General features: G+C 37.5%; 23 protein-coding genes. 5 read left to right on the forward strand and 18 right to left on the reverse strand.

Annotation, left to right across the window (positions count from 1 at the left end):
* Positions 1–276: 276 nt before the first annotated feature.
* From AB5N96_RS11235 to AB5N96_RS11260, 6 genes are all read right to left on the reverse strand, one after another.
* Positions 277–2850: an SNF2-related protein gene (locus tag AB5N96_RS11235; protein WP_499705541.1), complete on the reverse strand. Its 2574-nt coding sequence runs from the start codon at positions 2848–2850 to the stop codon at positions 277–279.
* Entirely contained in the window at positions 2843–4057 is a 1215-nt protein-coding gene (locus AB5N96_RS11240; RefSeq protein ID WP_499705542.1) for a hypothetical protein, read from the reverse strand. The genes AB5N96_RS11235 and AB5N96_RS11240 overlap by 8 nt, the downstream gene beginning before the upstream one ends.
* A gap of 2 nt (positions 4058–4059) precedes the next feature.
* Positions 4060–6795, reverse strand: a complete 2736-nt coding sequence (locus tag AB5N96_RS11245; RefSeq protein ID WP_499705543.1) for a DNA-directed RNA polymerase subunit alpha C-terminal domain-containing protein — start codon at positions 6793–6795, stop codon at positions 4060–4062.
* Positions 6796–6876: 81 nt separating this feature from the next.
* Positions 6877–7797, reverse strand: coding sequence for a DNA/RNA non-specific endonuclease (locus tag AB5N96_RS11250; RefSeq protein WP_499705544.1), 921 nt, complete (start codon positions 7795–7797; stop codon positions 6877–6879).
* 408 nt (positions 7798–8205) lie between these two features.
* Positions 8206–8583, reverse strand: coding sequence for a hypothetical protein (locus AB5N96_RS11255; protein WP_499705545.1), 378 nt, complete (start codon positions 8581–8583; stop codon positions 8206–8208).
* A 20-nt stretch (positions 8584–8603) separates the two neighbouring features.
* On the reverse strand, positions 8604–9065 hold the full coding sequence (locus AB5N96_RS11260) for a hypothetical protein (RefSeq protein WP_499705546.1): 462 nt from the start codon (positions 9063–9065) through the stop codon (positions 8604–8606).
* A gap of 171 nt (positions 9066–9236) precedes the next feature.
* Between AB5N96_RS11260 and AB5N96_RS11265 the strand changes: the two genes are divergently transcribed.
* Positions 9237–10910, forward strand: coding sequence for a DUF2207 domain-containing protein (locus AB5N96_RS11265; RefSeq protein WP_499705547.1), 1674 nt, complete (start codon positions 9237–9239; stop codon positions 10908–10910).
* A gap of 388 nt (positions 10911–11298) precedes the next feature.
* Here AB5N96_RS11265 and AB5N96_RS11270 read toward each other — a convergent pair whose 3' ends face one another.
* Entirely contained in the window at positions 11299–12291 is a 993-nt protein-coding gene (locus AB5N96_RS11270; protein WP_204590440.1) for a YcjF family protein, read from the reverse strand.
* 244 nt (positions 12292–12535) lie between these two features.
* Here AB5N96_RS11270 and AB5N96_RS11275 point away from each other — a divergent pair, with 244 nt between their 5' ends.
* A complete protein-coding gene (locus tag AB5N96_RS11275; protein ID WP_499705548.1) occupies positions 12536–13123 on the forward strand; it encodes a peroxiredoxin family protein in 588 nt (195 codons plus the stop codon).
* 750 nt (positions 13124–13873) lie between these two features.
* Here the strand turns inward: AB5N96_RS11275 and AB5N96_RS11280 are convergent.
* From AB5N96_RS11280 to AB5N96_RS11330, 11 genes are all read right to left on the reverse strand, one after another.
* Positions 13874–14077, reverse strand: coding sequence for a DUF7683 domain-containing protein (locus AB5N96_RS11280; RefSeq protein ID WP_499705549.1), 204 nt, complete (start codon positions 14075–14077; stop codon positions 13874–13876).
* Between the two features lie 24 nt (positions 14078–14101).
* Complete coding sequence (locus tag AB5N96_RS11285; protein ID WP_499705550.1) at positions 14102–15130, reverse strand: hypothetical protein; 1029 nt, start codon at positions 15128–15130, stop codon at positions 14102–14104.
* A gap of 191 nt (positions 15131–15321) precedes the next feature.
* Positions 15322–15516, reverse strand: coding sequence for a hypothetical protein (locus AB5N96_RS11290; RefSeq protein WP_204590432.1), 195 nt, complete (start codon positions 15514–15516; stop codon positions 15322–15324).
* A complete protein-coding gene (locus AB5N96_RS11295) occupies positions 15513–16010 on the reverse strand; it encodes a DinB family protein (RefSeq protein WP_204590431.1) in 498 nt (165 codons plus the stop codon). Before AB5N96_RS11295 ends, AB5N96_RS11290 begins: the two co-directional genes overlap by 4 nt.
* Positions 16011–16082: 72 nt before the next feature.
* Positions 16083–16538, reverse strand: a complete 456-nt coding sequence (locus tag AB5N96_RS11300; RefSeq protein WP_204590430.1) for a hypothetical protein — start codon at positions 16536–16538, stop codon at positions 16083–16085.
* 24 nt (positions 16539–16562) lie between these two features.
* Entirely contained in the window at positions 16563–17015 is a 453-nt protein-coding gene (locus AB5N96_RS11305) for an NUDIX domain-containing protein (RefSeq protein ID WP_499705551.1), read from the reverse strand.
* Between the two features lie 50 nt (positions 17016–17065).
* A complete protein-coding gene (locus AB5N96_RS11310) occupies positions 17066–17530 on the reverse strand; it encodes a hypothetical protein (protein ID WP_204590428.1) in 465 nt (154 codons plus the stop codon).
* A 19-nt stretch (positions 17531–17549) separates the two neighbouring features.
* Positions 17550–17864 (reverse strand): alpha/beta fold hydrolase, encoded by a 315-nt coding sequence (locus AB5N96_RS11315; RefSeq protein WP_204590427.1) that lies wholly within the window; start codon positions 17862–17864, stop codon positions 17550–17552.
* 36 nt (positions 17865–17900) lie between these two features.
* Complete coding sequence (locus tag AB5N96_RS11320) at positions 17901–18257, reverse strand: alpha/beta fold hydrolase (protein WP_499705552.1); 357 nt, start codon at positions 18255–18257, stop codon at positions 17901–17903.
* Positions 18258–19532, reverse strand: coding sequence for a S41 family peptidase (locus AB5N96_RS11325; protein ID WP_499705553.1), 1275 nt, complete (start codon positions 19530–19532; stop codon positions 18258–18260).
* A gap of 13 nt (positions 19533–19545) precedes the next feature.
* Complete coding sequence (locus tag AB5N96_RS11330; protein WP_499705554.1) at positions 19546–20289, reverse strand: alpha/beta hydrolase; 744 nt, start codon at positions 20287–20289, stop codon at positions 19546–19548.
* Between the two features lie 183 nt (positions 20290–20472).
* On the opposite strand from AB5N96_RS11330, the gene AB5N96_RS11335 reads away from it, so the two are divergent.
* The 3 genes from AB5N96_RS11335 (at position 20473) to AB5N96_RS11345 (ending at position 22331) form a co-directional block, all read left to right on the forward strand.
* Positions 20473–21189, forward strand: coding sequence for an alpha/beta fold hydrolase (locus tag AB5N96_RS11335; RefSeq protein ID WP_499705555.1), 717 nt, complete (start codon positions 20473–20475; stop codon positions 21187–21189).
* 69 nt (positions 21190–21258) lie between these two features.
* Positions 21259–21768, forward strand: coding sequence for an RNA polymerase sigma factor (locus AB5N96_RS11340; RefSeq protein ID WP_499705556.1), 510 nt, complete (start codon positions 21259–21261; stop codon positions 21766–21768).
* Entirely contained in the window at positions 21765–22331 is a 567-nt protein-coding gene (locus AB5N96_RS11345) for a hypothetical protein (RefSeq protein ID WP_499705557.1), read from the forward strand. The genes AB5N96_RS11340 and AB5N96_RS11345 overlap by 4 nt, the downstream gene beginning before the upstream one ends.
* The last annotated feature ends 291 nt before the right edge of the window (positions 22332–22622 follow it).

Genomic DNA, 22622 nt, shown 5'->3' on the forward strand with positions numbered 1-22622 from the left:
TGTACCTCCCTGAATATTGTTAGCCCAATATCAGAGAGTTTAATTGTATGGAGAGATGCTGACAAGTGGCTTTTCTTATTTTCACAGCCTCTTACGAGGCTGCATGAATTAACTGCCAAACACTACATTTTTATACTGCCATAAACAACATTCCTTCAAGTAGAACGAGACGCTAAGGAAAGCGAATACGAAAGAGAAATAGAAAGGTAATAGTTATCCCCTCAGAATATAGTTTCCTGAGGGGATTATTATTTGAAATCCATTTAATTTTGTACATTAATGTTTCAAGTCTTTAAAAATGATTTCTAGGTCCTCTTCAATAGTAACTACCGGTTCTAGAATATCATTTTCAATTGCCTGTAACATAGTTTGTTCTTTTTCATTTAGTCTCTCATAGATTTTCTTATCTAATGAATAAGCCTGATTATCTCTATCCACAAAATAGTTTTGTAAGTAAAAGTATTGAGTATACTGTTCCTCAGGTAATCCTAGTCTATGGATTCTGTCCTTTGATTGTAAAAGGTGAACAAGATTATAACTGTATTCAAAGTAAATGGCATCATGGCAAACGGAATGCAACGACACAGATTCAGCAAGAGTATGAGGATTGGTTATTAGTACATCAATTTTACCTGTTCGAAAATCTTTTAATGTACTTTCTCGTTCTTCTTGCGAATTAATTGCACCATATACCAGTCCAACATTGAGACCTCTAGATCTTAATTCGGATGATAATCTAAGAATGGAATCTACAAAGATGCACCATATGATAACAGGTTTGTTCTGACTGTATAACTCTAGTGTTTGTCCAATACAAGCATTGAATTTTTTAGTAGTAGATACAGAGTTAATTAAGTCTTTGATTTCATCAGAATAATCCTTGAAACCAATATCTTCAATTTCACCTGAAGTATCCAGTATTTCAGAAAAATCTTCACCGTTTACATCTAATGCTTTTAATAACATCTGTGGGTTCGATTCTAATTGTAATAATCTTACAATCAAAGCGAGTCTGTTCTTGGCGTATTTTAATAATAAAATCTGAAATATTTTGTTTTCATTTTCGCTTGCCTCTGTTGTTATCAAAATATCGTCGTTAGCATTTGGAACATTTAATTGCTGTTTTGTAGTTCGGCAAAAAAAAGGTTGGATTTTATTATTGATAAACTCAATATCGCCACTTGAAGGGCTCTTTAATTGTTGATCGGAAAACCCAAAAAACTCTCCATATTCATCATGATAAAGAATACTCAATAAATTTTTTATATCTAAATAAGAATTAGGTATAGGAGTTCCTGTCATTGCAATGGTATAAAATGAATTTCTGGATATTTCAAGTGCATTTCCTGCACGCTGTTTTTTGATACCCTTCACTTTATGTACTTCATCAAATACCAATAATGTTCTGTCATTTATAATATTTTTCATTTCATCTAAAATAGAATTTATACTCTCATAGTTAAACAATAATAGGTTTTTGTCCCCAGTATCATATAAAATTGCTTGTTTCTTTTCTGACAAAGTTTTATATGATTGAATGTTAAATGTTTTTAGTTCTTTTTTAGATTTAAAGCAAATATTAAATTCATCAATCCAAGATCCAAAAGAATTTTTGGGTCCAACCATTACTATTCGATCAATCAAATTTTTATTTGTAAGGTATGCAAAAACCCCCAGCACAGAGGATGTTTTTCCTGAACCTGGGACAGAGAAATTTCCTGATTTCCTCATTAAATACATATAAAATGAATCCCACATCTGTTTGTCACGCAATCTTCTATCCATGCTCATATCAACAACTTGTCTATATTCATTAAATTCCTTGAAAATCTGAGGACTTTCTTGTTTTATTGCAAGACCTATATTTGCTCTTTCATTGATATGCATTTCACGCGAAGAAATATAGTCTAATAGCCTTTTAGTTACGTGAAAATCGTATTCTCTATTATTCGAATCGATTTCCAGTATTTTTATTATTTTTTTATAGTGTGGATAGGTAAGATGCTCTTTAAAGACGATTTTTTCATCATAACTTAAATCAGTATCGACATATCTTCGTAGTTTTAATTTATAGAGTTTACTATTCCAAATAATACTCGGCTCTAACTTAATAGATAATTCGAGATTACTTTCATTGTAATCAAGAATCAAACAATCATTCTTCAACATAATGGTTTCATGGATTACCTGACCTTTATTATAGGTTAGTATATTCTTTAAAATCACTTCATCAATATTACTGACTATAATACCTGTCGTTCTGTTCTCCCACAAGTTATCAAACGTCTCTATACTTTTTGTGATTTTAGAATAATCGAACTCAGAAGAATTCCAACTACAAGTTATATCAAATGCTTCATAGTTTGAACGAAAGGCTGCGTCTGTCTCATTATTTGAACCTCGAAAACATATTATATTTTCTTTAGAATCTTTCATAACACCAAACTTATCATGAAAGATTCCTTTCTGAGTAAAAGCCATTTTAATATCGATAGTTCCAACAGATATTAAATATGCTAAGTTAGATAAGTTTTTCACTTCTACAGATGTCAATGACTCATCTAATTGACTAATCAATTTTTTTCTCATAGTATCTCGTAATTGATAGCCTTTTTTTATTTCATTGTAATCATCTTCAGTGACTTCTGAAGAAATAATCAGCCGATATTTATAGCCATTCCGAGAAAACACTTCTAGACCTTTAGCATAGCTAGCTAGTGCCTTTGCAGAGAAATAGGCAGATGCTCTATCGTAATGTGTACAGCAACTCAGGATAGGCGTATAAAACTGTTCACCAATATTATCTTCATAAGTAGAGTAGGTCGACTTAAGGGTAAGAGTATCAAACATCTAATTCTTTCCTCATGTCTAATATAAGTTCTTCGAGTCTATCTAGTTGTTCTTGAATGTCGTCTTTTTGATCATCATTTAACTTCTTGAAAATATTTCTATCTATTAATTCTATTGAATCACAAGCTTTTTCGACTTGTTTTATAGGTTGATTACGAGTTGTATCTGAATCTACACGGTTTAAAAATATTTCAGTAGAATGTTTAAAATCTTTCTTAATTTGATCTTCCGATCTGATTTTTGATATTTCTTTATCTGTAACTCTTGGATGTTTCTCAAGTTCATCACAGACTTTTTCTACTATTTCAGTTTGTTCATCAACAAAATCATCGAAGAATTTCTTACTATCTACTATCTTTCCAATTTGTCTTATAAAACGGTTAGAATCGCCTACTGGTTGAATAAGCAATTGAGCGAACACAATATTCTTCAAATCTTCCTTTTTATCATCATTTTTCACTCTTTTTAACATCTTGAATAAATCATCTAACGATGAAGCTATATTCATAGTTCGCGCTAAATGGAAGTGTTTCGGAGCATTAATAAATTCTAAAAATTCCACTAGTAATTCTGCTATTTCAACCTCTTTATTTATCTGAGCAGGAGTTTGATTCACGCTATCTGCATATTCTTTAACAGTTAGAAGCTTTGTTTCAATGATATCGTTGTATATACCTACGAGCTTGTCAATAAGGTTATATCCAACTTTTTCATCCAGCCCGTGTTGCAACATAAGCTCTAACATTTTTATTTGTTTAGCATTATTTTCAATAGTATGGTCTAAGATTACAGCCTCAAAATATTGCGTCTTGCCAGTTTCTCTTTCAATATTGCGTAAACAAGTAAACCTCCTATTTCCATCAATAATACGACCATCATATAGAACAACACCTACTTCTTGCTGCCCTATCAACTTAATATTTTTCTGTGTGTTCTTAAGTGCTTGTGGATTACTGTCGGTAATAAACTTATGGATTGTTTGATTATATTCTTCTCTATTTAATGAGGTTAAACTATCAATGTTCTGGTCGATTTTATATTGTGAGATCCAAGTAGCAATTCGATCATTTTGATCATTGTAATATAATTGATCTAATCTAATTTTGTATACAGGATAATTTTTAGATATCTCACCTATAACAATCCTTTTATCCGTATTGTTAGCAACCACTGCTTTTGTTTCAATTCCTTCAATTAATAAATTCAATTCTATACCTCCTCGTAGTATATATCGTAATCTGCATAAACTCTTTCAGAAACGACATCATAAAACATATTTGTGTTTTCAACGACTTTGATTAACTTGTAAATATTCACCTTAATCTGATAGTGGTACTGTAAATACTCTAATAGTTCAAATATATCAATCGACAATGCATCTAAACTATAAACCACATACTCTAGAAACTCTTCAAAACGTACTTCAAAATTGCCACTCAACATTAATTTGTTTCCACCCACTCTTAAATGTGAAACATTGATTTTATCTTCTATTAAAAGTGAGGTATAAAAATAGTCTTCGAACCCTAAATCATCTAAATCATGAGAAAATCCTTCTTTTCTTAAAGAATGAAGAGTGAAATATTTACTTCCTCCAACGAACTTTAGAACATCCTCACAATAGGCTTCAAACATTTCACGTGTGATTCCATTTTCTTCTAACCTTCTCTTATTTATATACTTATTCGGCGAAAATTCGATAATTTCATAATCTGCCTTTAATTTATATAATTGATAAGTGAAAGAAATTATCCCCTTTATCTCACTAGAAATTTCGTTATAATTCAAAATATCGTCTTTTTTTAATAAATAAGTGAAAAATTCAGCTGCAGAATTAAACTGGTCGACTATTATATAATTTGAATACACTTTGAAGCCTAGTCTTTTTAATGTAAATGGATTTAGTAGTTTTTCCTCGTATTCAGGAAACTCATTTTGATAAATACTCTTCACTGTAGATAATAAATAAAATTCTTTGGATAAAGTTCTTTGCAATTTGTCAGATATATCATCCGGTAAATGAGGGAAATCGATTATGTAGATGTCATCATGATAATACTCATTAAAGTTAGTCATATAGTTTGCTAATACTGTATTTACTGCCGTCCCATACTCTCGTTCATATTCCATAGCGAGGTCATAATTTGATATTGGAGCTAAGGAAAATAGCAATTCTCTCACTTGAGTATCTCTATCAGCATTACCAAATTCTATTTGAGGCATCCGTCTAAAATTCACCTCAGGGTAAGTACCTGGATCACAAATTTTCTTTAAAAGATTATGTAACTCATATTCATCTCGAATATCATATGTTTTCATAATTTCAGGATATAGTCTGAAAAATTTTAGTGTGGAATATTCTACATCTTTATATTGATTCAAATTCAATGCCATTAAAAGTTCTGTAAAATCGTATACTTCAATATTGTAATATCGGAGCATTTTCCCATATTTCCATAAAGTATTATTACTTGCCGCAAGTTTGTTCTCGTAACCTCTCTCCATTAAAGTCAATCTACTATCATTCGAACGCCCGATATCCTCCAATAATGAGAAATATAGATCACGAAACTCATTAAAGTTGATACCATCTGTTGCAAAGTGTTTAAGAACATAATTACTTATGTCATTTCTAGTACATGGAACATAATCTTTGGCAATTTTTACGTAATCTTTATAGATTGCAACTTCACATGCTCTTTTGATTGAAATAGGTACACTCTTATCCTCGAGTATTTTCTCCAAAGGGATTTTAGAGTCTTTAACTTCACCCTTTTTAAGACCATATCTGAGAGCTAGATAGTTATAGGCTTCTCGATTTTTAAAAGCGATTTCAAAATCATCTGAGCTTATAATATATCTTTGATAAATATCTGAATAAATATCTTCTTCAAAATAGTAGTTTCCTTGATTTAAAATTCTTAGTATCTTAGCTTCTATCTGCCTAACTCTTTCTCTAGTCAAATTAGTGATTTGCCCTATCTCTTCTAATGTTTTCCCTCTAATTCGCTCACTAAAGATTTCGTATTGTCTTGTAGTCAATATTTCTTTAAGCCCTAAATCTAACGGTTTATAAACAGTAAAATACTTGTCGTTAGTAAATATTGCTATATGATTTTTTGATAATAGTTTATCCAATATCATCTCAACAAATTCTATGTCATCAAAATACTTTGGCATTTTCTCTAATATTTGTTCTTCATCACATCCATAAATCTCTTCTTTTATAAGAGTCTGTATATATTTTTCAAAAGACTCTTGAATATATAGTGATTCATATAAACTTTCAATAAATTTTTTGTCTTTCAATATTGTTACTGCATCTTCAATATTTTCATTATTCTTTGAGTAGCTTGAATATAATGAAGTGAGAACTTCAAATAAATTTGCTGGATTAATATTTATTTTTTTACTAAGAACCTTAAATAATTCGCTAGATATATCTTCTAAGACATTACGTTTTGACTTTTCCTCTTCAGAAAACCACTCTAGTGAAGTGTTTCTTAACAACTCATTTAACTCCGACAAACTTTTCTGACCTAAATTTCTTATCTTAATTAATTCTTCATCACTTTTTAATAGGAGATCTGAGAAGTAATTGATTTTTGCAGCTTGTAGACAATTAAATGTTCGAACACTTAAATTTAATTCTTCAATGGAAATGTCATAATATTTCACTCCATCTTTTCCAAAGAAAATTTTTCTTTGTTCTGGCTCTCTTAGAATTTGTTGAGAGTAGATGCTTTCTTTATACTTTTCTAATTCATCAATAACTTCATTCAGTTCATCTATACTCTTTTTGCCTAGATTCCTAATCTTAAAGAAATCTTCTTTAGAAAAACTAAATAAATCATTAATCGTATCTATCTTATTTTTAGTAAGCGCATTGAATAACCTAGTCGATAAGTTAAGCTTACTTATTGAATCTGTATAATGATAAAACATCAAGTTATCACTCCTTCAATTAAAAACACTTCACTATATCCTAGAGATATTTTTTTCAATTACTTTCATTTTAAAAAAATATTATCCAACCATACTATCGCCATCTCTATCATCCATATATTGATAGAGCCAGTGATCACTTGTAATCGGCATTGAATATCCTGCAGCTTTTGCTTCCTTGATTGTGACTTGACCGTTTCCATTTGTATCTACACTTGAGACATCATTTTTTGTAGTATCTGCAGTTGCTTCTGACTCTTCTCCAGTAAGACCCAGCTCTTCGTTCACTTCATCAGGGTTCACGTTCTCAAAGACATTTACAATCACTTCACCCATGAGTGTATACGTGTATTGATAACTTGAAGGAATATGTGCAGTTGTATCTGGATATGTGATGATGACCTCAAAGTTGGTAGCCCCACCTGCACTTCGAATAACACTTTCCATATAGGCCTGATTACCATGTCGGTTAAGGGTGCTGTCTTGCGGAGTAATATCATAGGTATTAGACACACCACCTAGCGAGTCTGCAATAACGTGTACCTCATCTAGTTGATCATGTTCGACCCCAGGAACCTTTGCTTCATCTGAATAGTATCTGCCTGATGACATCATCGGTTCACTATCATCTGGTAAGATAATTTCCGCAGCAACCACACGAACCAATTGACCATTTTCATTTGTAAAAGCCCAGTGCTCACGATCACCAAATCCTATATCGACTACTACATTCGGTTGACGTATCCCGGACGTGTCACCCCTATCTACTTTGAGAAGTGTATAGCCTTCAAATACCGTATCTACTTCTTCAACAACTTCTGATTCAGATTCTTCTTTATCTACTTCGCTAGTTTCTTCAGCTTTTTCCTCATCTGTTGAGACAACTTCGTTATTTACCTCGACCTGTTCGACTACCTCCTCTTCAGCAACTACTGTATTCTCTTCTAACACATTTTCTTCGATTTTGTACATCCTAGTCATTAAGATTGCGACAAATAGCATAGATATAATTCTTTTAATTCATTTCGACCCTTTGAATACTTTCTGTTTCTAATGCTGATTTCTAGACAACACTTTAATTTGCACATGGATTGATTAGTTGAATAGTCATAGGTAAAAAAATTTAATCTATATGTTCATGATATCCCAAATATATCTATTTGTAGATGTATTTCTCAAAATCATGTCGATTCAAGTGAATAGATATCTTTTGGGCGACTGCACTAGAGCGACTAAAATACATGAAGTCGCTCTACAAGTCGCTTCGTCCTAAAAAGCCGATAATCACAGGCTGAAAAAAGCTCCCAGGTAAGATTTCATAAGTGAAGTTAACTTAATTAATGAGATAACCCTTGGAGTTGTCTCATTTGTAAGTGCAATCTTCATTGAAATCTTTCTTGGGAACTTCTATTATTCTAGAGAGCTTTTCAAAATAGCTTCCACTTCCTCATTCACTTCAATCACACGAATCACTTTGAACTTCTCTAACCCCGGAGATGTTTCAATCAAGAGAGGTTGCAATCGACCAGTTAGCTCAACATACGTGAGCTGCTTGATTTTACTAGGGTTATTCGAATCATAAATATTTCGAATTTCCTCAGCCGTTTTGCCGGTGCTAGTTAGGAAAATTTCGTCATCCAGTGATGCTAGATTTTCTTCATTCAGTAACCAACTATGTAACTCTAAAGAATTGCTAGGGTATGTAAATACCTGCATGGATACTACTGCAATCAATGCAATTGCTAAAATAATGCTTAAAATTTTGTATTGAGCTTCTTTACTTTTCATCGTTTTACTTATGCCCCCTACTATTCACCCAGCGTAATTTTTAGTTCTTGTTCTCCCTGTCCTTCCTCTTTCCAAAGGATAGTTGTAGTCAGCTTTGATAAAATTTGGCGCATTTCTTCTTCGTCCACTCTACTTGTATTCGACAACCCTATATATTCTGAACTACTCGCAAGTTGATTTGTAAACGTTATATGGTCCACACTTTTCATTTCTGTACGACCTATTTCGTCGGAACCAAGGTTTGATGACTCTGTGTACATAATGAGTTCTCGAACTTTAACCTCGCCTCTACTAAACAGGAATTGATCAAGCTGCCAATCCTCTTTCCCCTTTTTAGTGACTTCATACTTCAGCACCCAAGGCCCACTCGTAACTGAATTTGTGAGCTTATAAGACTGAGAGGAAGCAATAGAGTTAGTGGTGACTATAAACACAATTAAAAGAACTGGTAGCAACACAAGAATATATTTTACTTTCTTCAAGTGGTTTTCCCCCTTCACTAATTCTTATCGAATAAATCCCATCTCTACTCTTATTCTAGAAAAAGTCTCAAAATCCTTTTATCTCCAAAAATATCCTAAGGAACTTACACACTTCTTTACCCGAAACTTTTTTTCAGCTTATTCGTAAATAAAGGGAAGAGGTGATAACAAATGACAAAAAAGCTACTCCTTCCAATCCTATTCGCGCTACTCATGACGGGGCTATTCCCGCTCCAAGCCTTTGCGATTGATTTTGAAATTGACACGGTATTGATTGATGTTCAGTTAGAAGAAAACGGAACTGCACAAGTCATGGAAACGTTCACCTATATATTTGAAGACGACTTTAATGGAATTACGCGCTCCTTGATTGCCAAAGAAGGAACAGCGATTGAGAATTTTACAGCTTCCGAAAATGGAACACAATTGCGTACGGAGTTCGAAGACGGAGAATTCCGGATCTACCGAGCAGGTGATGATGGCGAGACCATTAGAATTGATTTGTCGTACACAGTAGAAAAAGCTGTAGAAAAGTTTGAAGACGGCGCACAATTCTATTATGCGTTCTTTGATGACAGCAACGAGTCGACTTATGAAGACATGACGATTGTCGTGACGCCACCACAAACGTCGACTGATACGGAAGCGCTCGGGTATGGCGAAGCCTATGGGTCTGAGCGAATTGTGAGTGACGGTAGTGTGCGTTTCGAGATGGGCACTGTGCGTGACGGCCGAAACGGAGACGTCCGCGCAATTTTCGATGCGGAACTATTTCCGGGGGTTGCAGCTCAGAATGGGACTATTCGAGACGAATTGGCAGCGGACCGAACAAAACTTGAGGAAGAAGCAGCAGCCTTTGCAGCGAATCAGCAGACAGCGATTTCAGTGGGTGTACCAATTATTGCTGGTGCCGGTACGATTTTATTGATTGGCTTGTTCTTTGCCTGGTTCTCAGCATTTAATCGAAAGCGAGCGGCTACGAGCAATGCAAATGGCTTCTTCGTTCCAAAAGAAACATTGAGCATTCCAGGAACGTTGTATTTCACGAACTCCCCTTTCCTCTCTCCGCATGTCACGGCTGCGGCAATACTTGATTTGGTACGGAAAGGAAACTTAACGCAAGTTTCTGAAGACGAGTTTGTACGCGTGAATCGAACGACAGAACACGACCATGAAGCAACATTACTAACGCTTCTCGTCGACCGCATTGGGGATGGCGAACGGTTCACCTTATCACAAGTAAAAGAGTTTACGAGTAAAACAATCAATCATTCGGCCTATAACGAAGCCATTGCGAAATGGACAAAAGGCGTTCGTGCAGAAGTGCTCTCGCATGATTTTTATGAAAAACGCCCAATGGTTCGTTGGATCGCTGGGGCTCTTTCTGCTTTATTTGTTGGACTGGCAGTATACACAGGCATCTATGAAGTCTATCCATGGATGGCCGCTTCTATCTTCTTCGCATTCACAGCATTCGTTTTTGCGCTTCTCTATTCGCCGATCTCAGTGGAAGGTCACTTGATCCGTGGAGAATGGCGCGCGTTGAAGAAATCTCTTCCGGAAGTAACAGAAGATGAGTGGAAAGCATTGACGGAAGATGAGCGAAAACGTGCCTATGCGTATTTGCTAGGAAGTGATTCGAAGACAGCGGAAAAGAAAGCAGAAGCATTTACGATGGCAAGTGCAGTCAGTCAAGATAACAACTTTGTGATGAACCCAATGTTCTTGATGACCATCTTTGTCGCAGCGAACACATCAACTAGCGCAAGTGCGAGCGGCGGTTCCGTTAGCTCTGGCGGGGGCAGCGGAGTCGGTGGTGGCGGCGGTGGGTCGGGGGCATTCTAGATGTGGAGCCGACTGTTTAGAAATTGTGCAAGATGACAGCGTGGACCGTGAAGTGCTTTTGCTTCATGGGCCGCGATGGCTTCTTGCGGGATTTCTAGGAGGCGCAACTCGATTTCACTAGATGTGGAGAACGCCACTCTAGAAACTGAGCGGGCGTTCTTCGACCGAAACCAAGATTTATTCTGCCGAAATGGACATTTATTCTACCGAAACTAGATTTGTTCTACCGAAGTCGTATTATGGAAACTAATTCAACACCCACCCCCTAATTTCTCAAGCCCTTCCTAGCAAGGTCTTGGGCATCCTAAAAATCACAAAAGCCCTCTGGACGCATGTTCCGGAGGGCTTTCTTCATGGACACCATCACTCTTCGCAAGATGGTTTTGTCTTATGTGTTTGGATTCTTGTCTTTGAAGTTGCTGGCGAAGTTCTTTAAGAACTCGACATTCAACTCAATATCGTTTTCATACGCGTACTTGATTCCGTATCCAAGCGCGAGTGTCAGAGATGCTGCGACGCCTCCACCGATTGCAGAGCCGGCGCCTGGTACGACTTTGACTGCTTGGCGGAAGATGCTCTTTCCGATGTTTCCGGTCAAAGTAGCAATCGCCAGTTCTCGTGCACGTTCTTTCGAAATCGGCTTGTCATAAAGTGTTGCCAGTCGCACCATCAAACCAACCTGTACGCCTGTCAGTGGCACGATGTCTGCCCCAGGGAGTGGAACAGCGCCAATGACTCCCGCTGACGTCGATGCTGCGATGATCCATCTATTTGCGACTGCGGATTTTGCTTTTAATTCTTTCGCGAAGAGAAGGTCCTTTTTTTTCGTCTGCAAAATATCCAAGATCGCATCACGCAATTGCTGCATGTTCTCCCCCGTGCGCGACGAGATAGGCACGACTTTAAATTCGTTGTTGGTATTCGTTCGAATGTACTGGACGAGACCCGGAATATCATCGGCTGCGTCAATCTTGTTCAGCACAAGAATGATTTCCTTGTTGGTCTTCTTCACGTCTTGAAGTGCCTTCTTTTCCCCATCTGACAGAACAGTTCCTGCTGCGTTCAAGAAGAACAACACAACGTCTGCTTCTTTGTAGTATTTCAGCGTCTCCTCGGAATTGCTCTTATTGATATCATCGAGCCCTGGTGTATCTGCAAACACAATTTTGTCTTTGTATACATATTTCTTGATAGCCGTCGTCTCTCCAGGTTGCGCGCCAACTGACGCCACATCTTCCCCCATAATTTGATTTACAGTGGACGATTTCCCCGCGTTCACGTCCCCAATAAGCACAAAAAGAATTTCGTTATCGAGTTGCGCATTGACTTCGCGTATCTCTTTATCATAAATGTCATTGAATTCTTGTTCGTTAAATTGCATGTCTCCTCGCCCCTTCTTCGATTGGTCTTAGTAGTTTTACGTATGAACTTCAAAAAAGTTTCCGAGAGCAGCTGCTTGCTTAGGTGATGCTTAGGTGACAGGCACCAAATGGGAACAGATGGCATTTGGTGCCTGTCACCATTTAGGAGTTCCCTGGAAATTAGTGACTCTTTCAGCAATATGATATACACTTGAATTACAGGTATTTACAGTATAAACATTCTAAGAAAGTAGTCGATTGAGTATGAAGATTGTTCGAAAAGTAGCGGCAACGCTCAGCATCGTTCTGCTCGCATATTTAGTGGTAGTCATGATTCAAACGAATTTCGGTGAAGAGGAATATCCAAGTGGGATGGTTGCAGACCAAAGTGGAATTCTACCAACGGAGTCATTTAATGATGGCATACAGACCGGCAACCAAGCGCCTGATTTTGTGTTAGAGACACTCGACGGGGATGTTGTTCGTTTGTCTGATTTAAAAGGGAAGAAAGTATTCTTAAATTTTTGGGCTTCTTGGTGTGGACCTTGCGAAGACGAAATGCCGCATATGCAAGTGTATTACGATAACTCTGCAGAAAAGTCGAATTATGAAGTTGTCGCTGTCAATATGACGCAACGAGAGCGTTCTAACCAAGATGTCGTAGACTTTGTAGACGAGTATCAGCTCACTTTCCCAATTGTTCTGGATCCAAACGGGGAGGTAGAAAAACTCTATGAAGTTCTTGCCTTCCCGACTTCGTATATTTTGGACGAGGAAGGTATTGTCTTGCATTCATTCAAAGGACCGATTGCAAATCTGGAAGAATTGGATGAGCTTTTGAATGCGTATTAAAATAAAGGCTCGGCTCTCGAATGTGAGAACGGAGTCTTTTTATGCTAGAAAATAAATCCCAATCCAGCTACCGAAATAGATCAAGCAACCGGCTAGAAAAGTGACCGCAGAGTATTTGCTTACCAAAGATTTTATTGATTCGCCATTCTGCAAATTTTTCTTCGCCACAGCATAATTCAGTGGGAGGAATATAAGCGAAATCGGAAGGCCAAATACGACTCCTGAAATCAGTAAAACCACAAATCCACTGAGTTCTGGAAGTATATATAGCGGGAGCCAAAACCAAAGCAATGATGTGAAAAATAGTACAGTTACTGTAATCAAAATCAACGGAAAATGTTCGAAGCGGAAAAGTGTTGGAAAATATCTTGGATCGGACATGTCTTCCCTCTTTTCTTCCGTTTTTCTGTCTGGTGTCAGGCACCTCACTATACTGGATCAATCATTCCACACTCGAACTCATCATAGATTCTGAATAACAATTTTCGTATGTCGGCTTTAGCAGCAAACTCCAACAAGCGCGACCTCGGTCATGAAAGATTTCAGTTTCAACATTTAACTTCGCATTATAGTTTCGTACAGGTGCTCCTAAATCTTCATTCCAAATCGCAATAGTTGTGTCATCTACGAAAGGTGACAGGCACCATTTGGGAACATTTGGGAACACTTGGAAAAAAAGCTTTTCAATCCTTAATTTGTTTTCCAGTGACAGGCACCTTACATCAGCACCTCCCATCCGCAACATCAAACTCAATCCCCACAAAACAGCCAATAATCAAATTGGTCAAAATCGAAGTTTATAAAATCTGTGAACATCTTGTTATTTGAAGGGGTGATTTTGAAAGCACCTAAAACTGGATGTTCACTAGACAATCCGAAGGTTTTTTGCAAATCCTCACGCGAGAGTTTAGGAAGTACCGCTTCTCCCTCTACTAGGTAATCGGTGCCTGTCACCTTTTAGGAGGTTTATGGAAAATTTTATTCTTGGACGGGTTCTTCCTTTGCCTTTTCCTCTTCTGCCTTTGCTAGATAGTACGCTTCTTTCTCTAGATTACCTGCTTTTTTTGCAAAATCTGCTGCCAACTGATAATCAATTGAGTCACGTTGTACGTAATTCATCCGATATTCGGTCAACTCTGCCATCTCTAGCCATTTTTCGTCCGTTTGATACATTTGAGAAAGTATATTCGTCACCAATTGCGCATTGTAGTAATAAGGTTTCTTTCTTTCGTGGAAAGCAAGAACTTCCGCTTGAAACTGCTCGTTGCCTACTTCTGCTTCCGTTCTATACATAAAGTCTTCTACCGTATCATCTTCTGCTGCTAAATATGTTTTCAAATCTGTATACGTATAGTTCAATTGCTCTTCCAAAACGGTTTCAAAATCAGAGGATCTTGTCAGGTTACTCAGAACTGTATGCACAGCTTCGTCCTCCTTCGTATAGAGAAGATACTCTACAAGAAACTGACTCATGATATACTCATCACTCGTCAATCGATCCGTTGTTTCTTTTTCAAAAAACGCATCGACTTCCCATTCATTCATTACCTCCGCAAAAGGCAACGGGGCAAAACGATGACTGAATGCTTCTGCCACCCCTTCATGGAACCACATCGGAACTTTTTTATAACTGACATCTAACTCTTCCAAATAGTTGAACATACGGTAATGCGCATATTCGTGCGCATACCCGTGCAAAATTCTATCGTCATCCAGGTTCATGTTCAAAAGCATGATTTCACTTGAGGGAATATATATCCCATTAGCACCCTTTAGCATAATATTCATCACTAGATTTGGTTCAATTGCATACATAGTTACCTCAGGATAGTCTTTCGAAGCTGGTTCAAACCAAGCACTTGAGAGTTGGTCGATTTCATCTAAGTTTGGTTCAAATAGTTCCATAATGCGTTCTGGTTGATCTGTATATATGGTTACATGGTCGTATTGGAAAGTCTCCAGTTGTTCTTTTTCGTCACCTAACGAAAGCTCAAATATAGTTTTCATCCACCAGGATTGTACGGGTTGGGTATTCATTATTGTCCATGTGATAAAAAATGTGGCAAACACCACGACTAGCTTAAGAATAATCTTCTTCATAATAGCCTCGATTTCAATTATGTATTTGGGTGTAAATGGCAAATGGTGACAGGCACCTTTTGGAAACATATGGTAAATGGTGACAGGCACCATATAGACTATCCAAACATGAGCAGCGCAGAAAGCATCAATGAAAATACCCAAGCGACTGCAAGAATCGTTCCAATGGTAGAAGAAAGCTTGTCAGCGTTTCCTGACTGAATATCTCTAGCAATCCATAGAATCGTTCGGAAAAATAACAAGGTTAGGATAAGTGGTAATCCGTAGTAAAAGATGATAAGTTCTTCGATCAAGTATGGCTCCTCCAATGTGTTTCTAATGTATCAAGTTGTCGCAAGTGGTGAGTAAAATGCATATCCACTAGTGCGAGCCATTCCGCTGCCGTTAACCACCCAAATCCCCCATGCCGCACAGCAAGAGTGGGTTGAGCAAGCTCAATTTGACCCTTTAACGCCTCAATTCGTTGAGTCAAGGTCTCTAATTGAATCACCAACTCTTCTCGAGTGTAGCTATTATCTGGTGCTTGATTCATCTCGTCTGGAAGTGTAATTTTGATAGGCGGAAAACCACCACGTTCAAAGAGTTCTTCTCCAAATTTTGTTTTACCAGTCTGGAGTTCCCCTTTACCTGCTAGACAATTTTCTGCAGCTTCACAATATTCATGCGCCACAACAATACAGTGATCATAGACTTGGACAATTGACCATTCAGTAGAACTCGGCTTGAAGACTAATTGCTCGCGATTATAATTTTGAAGTTTGATTATAAAGATTTTGATACTAGTCACATCACAGCCCTACTTTCTGTTTACTCTTCAAAGATAGCTACAATTAAGTTTCAGTACTAACAAATAGTAGAGTTACTTATCAATAGCAATTTCACCAGTATAGGGGTCTACTATGTAACTCGTTTCACTACTTACACTTGAAAAATAATAGTTCACTCTTCCTGAAGTAGAATCCTCAATCAAAAAAAGACCACTAGCAGCCACCTCAACATTGTAAGTTCTTTCTACCAGGGCAAGAGAGTCGGAATGTTTATAAATCGGTCGATCAGAAATATAAAAACTTATTCCAAGTAGGTAAAGCAAACTAAAAGCGGTTCCCCACAATGTAAGTGATTTAACGGTGAGTCTATTTTTCACTTGAAGTACTATGAACAAAAACCCTGTGGTTATGAAGATGATTCCCGTCACCTGCAGTAAAGAAAAGTACTCATTTGCACCTGTTCGAGCTTCTGCATCTGTAAATATGTAAGAAATGCTAGAGATTCCAATTACTAAATATCCGCTGAGCAAGATTCCGATTTTTCTCATGACAATTCATCTCCCATGTCTACTCTAGTTCACATCCCCTAAATAAACCTCAGTCTTCTCTGCTCGTTGTAACACCTCTACTATCGCTTTTGGATATACACGAAATTTATGTAAATCAGTTAGTGGAATCCACTCAACACCAATTTGATCCGTATCAGGTTGTACAGGGGCGCCATTCACATTTTCACGAACTATACTGCATAGAAAATAAAACTCAATTTGATGAACGCCCTTATCAAAGTGAGCAAATTCATGGTTTTCCCCGATGTATTCTCGAATATGAATCAGTTCTTGTACTTGAACAGCCGCATCTAACTCTTCTAAACACTCTCGAATCACTGCACTTTTAAGGGTTTCTCCTTTCTCTTGCCCTCCACCTGGAAAGATATAAAAGAAACCCTCTTCATCGTGTTTTTTTATGAGTGCTATCTTGTCATCTTTTACTATGACAGCTTTTGCAGAATTTCTAATCCCCATCGTGTTCTCCTCTTACATTTGTTTGAATTTTTTCATTGTTCTTTCGTCCTTTAAAATGTAGTGGATTCAACCGAGTTACAAGATGTTACCTCTACTAAGTCGTCTGTTTTGAGAGCTTTGATTTCGCCTGTTTTTGGATCAATCATAAACTCTTGTATTTGTCCTTCTTCACCAGCAGCCACTCGGTAATGTTCATAATTTGTATCTAGGATTTGAATCGTCTTAAAATGACTGTCACGAATGGCTAGCGAATACTCCGCTCCCACACGCTGTTGGGCTTCTTCGTAAGTGTATGCTGGCTTATAGAGTTCATAACTGACTAGAAATACTAAAATAGTTAGAAATGAGATGATTGCAACTCCAATGGCAATGAGTCCATTGAGAAAAACCAGTGCGGAAATCAGTAGCGTCAGTCCGTTGCCAGATTTATAAGATACAAAGGTCATAATGGTTAGTAAAACACTTGCCCCGCATACCAAAAAACCCGTGGCTGCTAGTAGTCCTGATAATTTCATCCTTAACTCCCCTCATTGGTTAAACACTGTCATTTAAAAATCGAGTAACACTCTTCGTATAAAATTCGGGTTGCTGCTGGTGCACTAGATGACCCGCGTTAGGCAAGATTTCTACCTGTATGTGTTCTTCACCTTTGTATATTGCGTGACTCGCAGTTTCAGAAGGAAGTTGATTTCCTGAAATAATTAATACCGGACATTTATTATCTTTTAGCTTGCTCGTTTCCTCAAAGGGATACCAGTCTTCATCTTTAGCTAAAGTTAGAAATTCACGCCAATCAGATTTATGAAGAGTGTTAAAATAGTTTACGGTTTCTTGATTTTCTAACAACATCCTTTGATTTTCCTTCTGTCTTAAATGAAGGTCATTCTAGTTCTCCGGTTTCGTTGGTGTAACTCCCGAAATGATTAAACTCTTCGTAACCCTAGCGGGCCGGTTCGAAAAGTAAATAGCTACAAGAGCTCCGAGAGACGCACCGACTAAATGAATCTGCGTTACCCCTATTTCCGAAAGTGTTTCAAAAAGATCTTGTACACTGTCTTCAAAGAAATTTGAGAGGTTCGTTGACTGTGAATCTCCGTGGCCTCGTAAATCAAAAGCTAGTACTTTATAGAATTGACGGAAGTATTTTTGTTGGTAAATAAAATCTGTTGAGGAAGTTTCTAAACCACTGTGTAAAAATACAAGCGGTTCTCCACTACCTGATTCTCTATAAGCTAATTTCATTTACTTTCCACTCACATTTCCAATGAGTTCAAGAGCTTTTTTCATGTCAACATCAGCTTTTAGATGTAGTGGTGTCCATGGAATAGAGATATCTGGTAATACGCCAATTCCAGTCATTCCATTATTCTTGTCAATTCGGGAAAGTCGGGAAGTAGGGTACATAAATTCAAAACCCTCTTCCCACATTACGCTTGATAGGTTGGCATAATCATTTAATCCCAATGTTGCCCGTCCAATGACAGTGACCTTAGAGGACATTTTACAAAGTTCCACAAACGATTCTCCAGAGCTACCACACATATAATCTGAAAGTACAATGACATGCTTCGGATTATCCGTTCCTTTTATAAAGAGGTCTGGTAAAATATCGCTGAAATCAAATTCAACAAAGCCTTTCCCTCTATTTGTTGTCCATTCGCGTTTAAATACCTCAAGAAAATGTCGAGCCTGCTCATCCTCTGTTTCAGCGAGTTGTTGCTCGAGCAAACGTAATTCTCTTTTTGCACTTGCTTCTGTACAATTGAACAGCATTTTTTCATCTGTATTTGTAAGGTCTACACCTTCAGGGGGCATTATGTAGGGAAGCAGAGGAAAAAAGCTGCTATCACTTCCGCCATAGTTTACACGCACATCAACTATCCAAGCATCTACTGTTTCTAGTAACAAGCGATTGTCCTCAACTAATTTAACAACCGCATCAGGATTTAAGAAATCTGTAAATGTAATGAAGGCTATTCCGCTTTCTACTTTTATTTCATAAATTGATTTTCGAGTTTGTTTCTCAAATTTAGTAAGTTGAAATTCCTTAGTTTCATGCTCAAGCGTGATTACGTTAACTTTAGTTGCACTTAAAAGAACTTTATTCCAGTCCTGTCTCTCATGCAGATTTTCTTTAAACGTTTTCTTAAATTTCTCTGCCAAAGTAGGTATTGTCAGCCCATCAATCGACTCAATCTTCATACCAACTGTAAGCTTTTGTTCTTGTGTAACCGAAGTTATATATAAGTGGTCTTCATAGCGACGAACTTGAAAGCCTACTTCTTTTTGGCTTTGTTCAACTTTGTCAGTCTTACTAAAGAACATGTGCTTGTCTTCAAAATCACTTAAATATTCTTTAATTAGTTCTTCAAAATCTGCATCGGACATTGATTCATTTGCTTTCAGCTCAGCTAATTTCTTTCGGTAGATATCTGGTCGGTCCCACCCTTTTTTGTCCTGAAAACCGGCATAATCATTATGCATAATTTCAATAATTTCTTCTAAAATGTACTGCATCTAATTCTCCTTTTTAAACCTGCTCCTCAAAAAACGCCAATGTCTTTTGAATAATAGTTTCTTGATCGTTATCTAACGTTGCCACATGATAACTTTCTGGCAACTCGACTAACACTTTGTCACGTGAAGCGATAGTATCTAAGATTGTCTGGCTATTTGTAGGCGGGACAACATGATCTTCTGGTGCCACGAAAATAATCGTTGGGCACTGCACGCTTGAAAGTCCAGATTTCACTTCTTCCATAAAAGTGAGTAATTGTTTCACTGCAGCAACCGGCGTCTTTCCATACGCAAGTTCCACCACACCTGGCTTTTTGATATCGGAACCGATTGCATCCAAAAAGCGCACTTCTGCAGGAAGCTGTTTAACCCCTTCCATCGCTGGTACTTCAATCGCTGCATTGATCAACGAAATCGCCTTTAAGTCCGGATGATGTTGCGCCATATAGAGCGTCAAAGTCCCTCCCATGGAAAGTCCCGTCATATAGATAGTGTCGCAGCGTTCCGATAGCCAAGCGTAAGCTTCTTCGATTGAATCAATCCACTCTTGATAAGTCGAAGTTTCCATTTCTTCATGGTGCGTCCCGTGCCCCTTCAGTCTCGGCATAGAAACTGTATACCCCGCTTCAACAAATGCGTCTGCGAGTGGCTTCATACTTTGAGTCGTTCCCGTAAATCCGTGCGAAACTAGAACGCCTTTCTTTCCACCTTCGTATGTAAAAGCCTCTGCTCCCTTTAGTACTTCAAATTGTGTCACGTTCAATTCCTCCCCTAAAAATTGCGTGAATTTTCGTTCAATGGTCTTAAATCCATCATACCTTTTCATCGTTATCGTTACAATATATTTCCAAAGATACTAGTGATGCGCTAATTGTTTTGGTAGGATAGGAAAAGTTACTAATAGAATTGAGTTGTGCAAAAAAGTTAAGGAGTGTACGCAATGATTTTACATACAACTGAAGAAGGACAAGGCACTGCTATCGTACTACTTCATTCTGGTGGGATGACTGGGGATTCGGAGTATGAAGAACAAAGTAGCTATTTAGCAGAAAGAGGGTACCGCGTGATTCGGCCTGACTTGAGAGGTCACGGAAAATCTGTTGGACCGTTTGATCAGTTTTTTAATCGTACTGTAGAAGATCTGAAAGAAACTGTACTACATCTAGGAATCGAAAAATGCCATGTTGCTGGGGTTTCAATTGGTGGCGTTGCAGCAGTTTTGTTTGCTAAAAGATATCCTGAACTAGTAGTATCCGCTACATTTTCAGGAATTTCACCGACTATGGGGGAAGAGTATTCGGAGCGATTACAAGAAGAGCAAGCACATTATGAAACACTTTTTAAAGACGAGGAAATCTCTCGTATCTTGACTGAACTGCATACCAACAATGATTGGAAGGCTCTGCTGACTTCATTTAATACAGCAGATTTTTATCCTTACGAGCAACTAAAGTCAGTTGCCTCTATGGAAACGCCTCTTTTTTGCATAATGGGAGATGAATTACTACATGAAGTGGAGGCCGCTGCGGAGTTCAAGCGTCTTCAACCCGCAATGCAACTTGCAATCCTCCCATCCGCTGGCCACCTTGTTCATCGCGATCAGCCAGAAAATTATTCAAGGCACCTTTTAGAATTCATAAGTAGTATCGAAATTTAAATTAAATTTTGTCATCCATACCGACTCTTTTCATTTTTTCGTTCGTCTAGTCTTCTAAAGGAGGCTTTCATGAGAAACTCAATAGATTTACTTGACCTATATGAGTCTTATTCAGACGATGTCTATCGCTATTTGTTATTTTTACTGCGTAATAAAGAGGTTGCAGAAGATTTGACGCATGATACTTTCCTAAAAGTACATAGTTCACTTCATCAGTTTAACCAACAATCCTCTCTACGCACTTGGTTATTAAAAATCGCACGAAATACGGCCATTGACTACATAAGAAGAACCAAACGCGTACACTTTCTAGCGTTCGGCAAAAGGTCTGAGCCCATTACTATTAAGACACCTGAATTAAATGCTATTCAAAAAGCAGATGTTCGTCTCCTCTATCAAGCACTTGGCGAATTAAAAAAAGACTATCAAGAAGTCCTGATTCTCAGGAAAATCCAAGAGTTGTCGATACGTGAAACCTCTGAAATTCTTGGATGGTCTGAAGACAAAGTAAAAGCAAAATCTGCTCGTGCTTTGTCCAAGCTAAGGGAAACTTTCTTAAAAGAGGAGGGGACGAAATGAAAGAATCATTCGACGCTTTATTTAAAGAATTAGCCGCTGAAGAATTGGATCAGTCTGTGAGGCATCGCCATATAAATTCTCTGAGGATGTCGAAAACAAGTTTACCAAAACGTCGTAAACTCACACCTTATTTCGTTGGAATGGCATTAATTAGCGTCCTAACAATACTAGTGTTTCAATCATTCCTACCACTGTCCGATAGGAATTCCGCCTATTCCACTCTTGAACCGTATCGAACAGTCATTGCACAGACAAATCAAGAAACACTTTTCCGGGCTACGCTTCCGACTCGACCAGAAGCAAAAGAAATTCTTCTAGAAGATCGAAAATGGAAATCGACACTTCATTCCTTACTACTACAGTTAGAAGAAGTGCAGGAAGTACCTGGCACTCTACTATTCGACTTCGCCATTTATACGGAAGACTCATCCATCACGCGATTCAAAGTCTATGAAACACTTGATGGATATCAGCTAAAAGATGTAGACACTTCCCTCTACTATTCTACAACCAATGACAGCTTATTCGATCTCGTAACTATGATGAGAAATACGTATAATTAAAAAAACCAAGTACGCTTCCTATTCTTAGGACGTACTTGGTTTTTAATTTATTCGTAGAACCTTCACGATCTAATCTCCTTGCTTCACATTTTCTTTCATATCCATTAACAACACACCTAAAAATACTAAAACACTAAGTGAAAATATACCCGCTAGCAATTTAAAATCACCAAATGTCGCCTTCAAAAAATCGGCGTACCGTGGAATTCCAAGTCATGTGATGAACGGCATTACAATCAGTGCAGTGGCAAACCCCATTAGAAAATACCATTTCTTCTTCATCTCATTTCC

Origin of the sequence: Chryseomicrobium imtechense (genome assembly GCF_041475995.1) — a bacterium.
GTDB lineage: Bacteria > Bacillota > Bacilli > Bacillales_A > Planococcaceae > Chryseomicrobium > Chryseomicrobium aureum.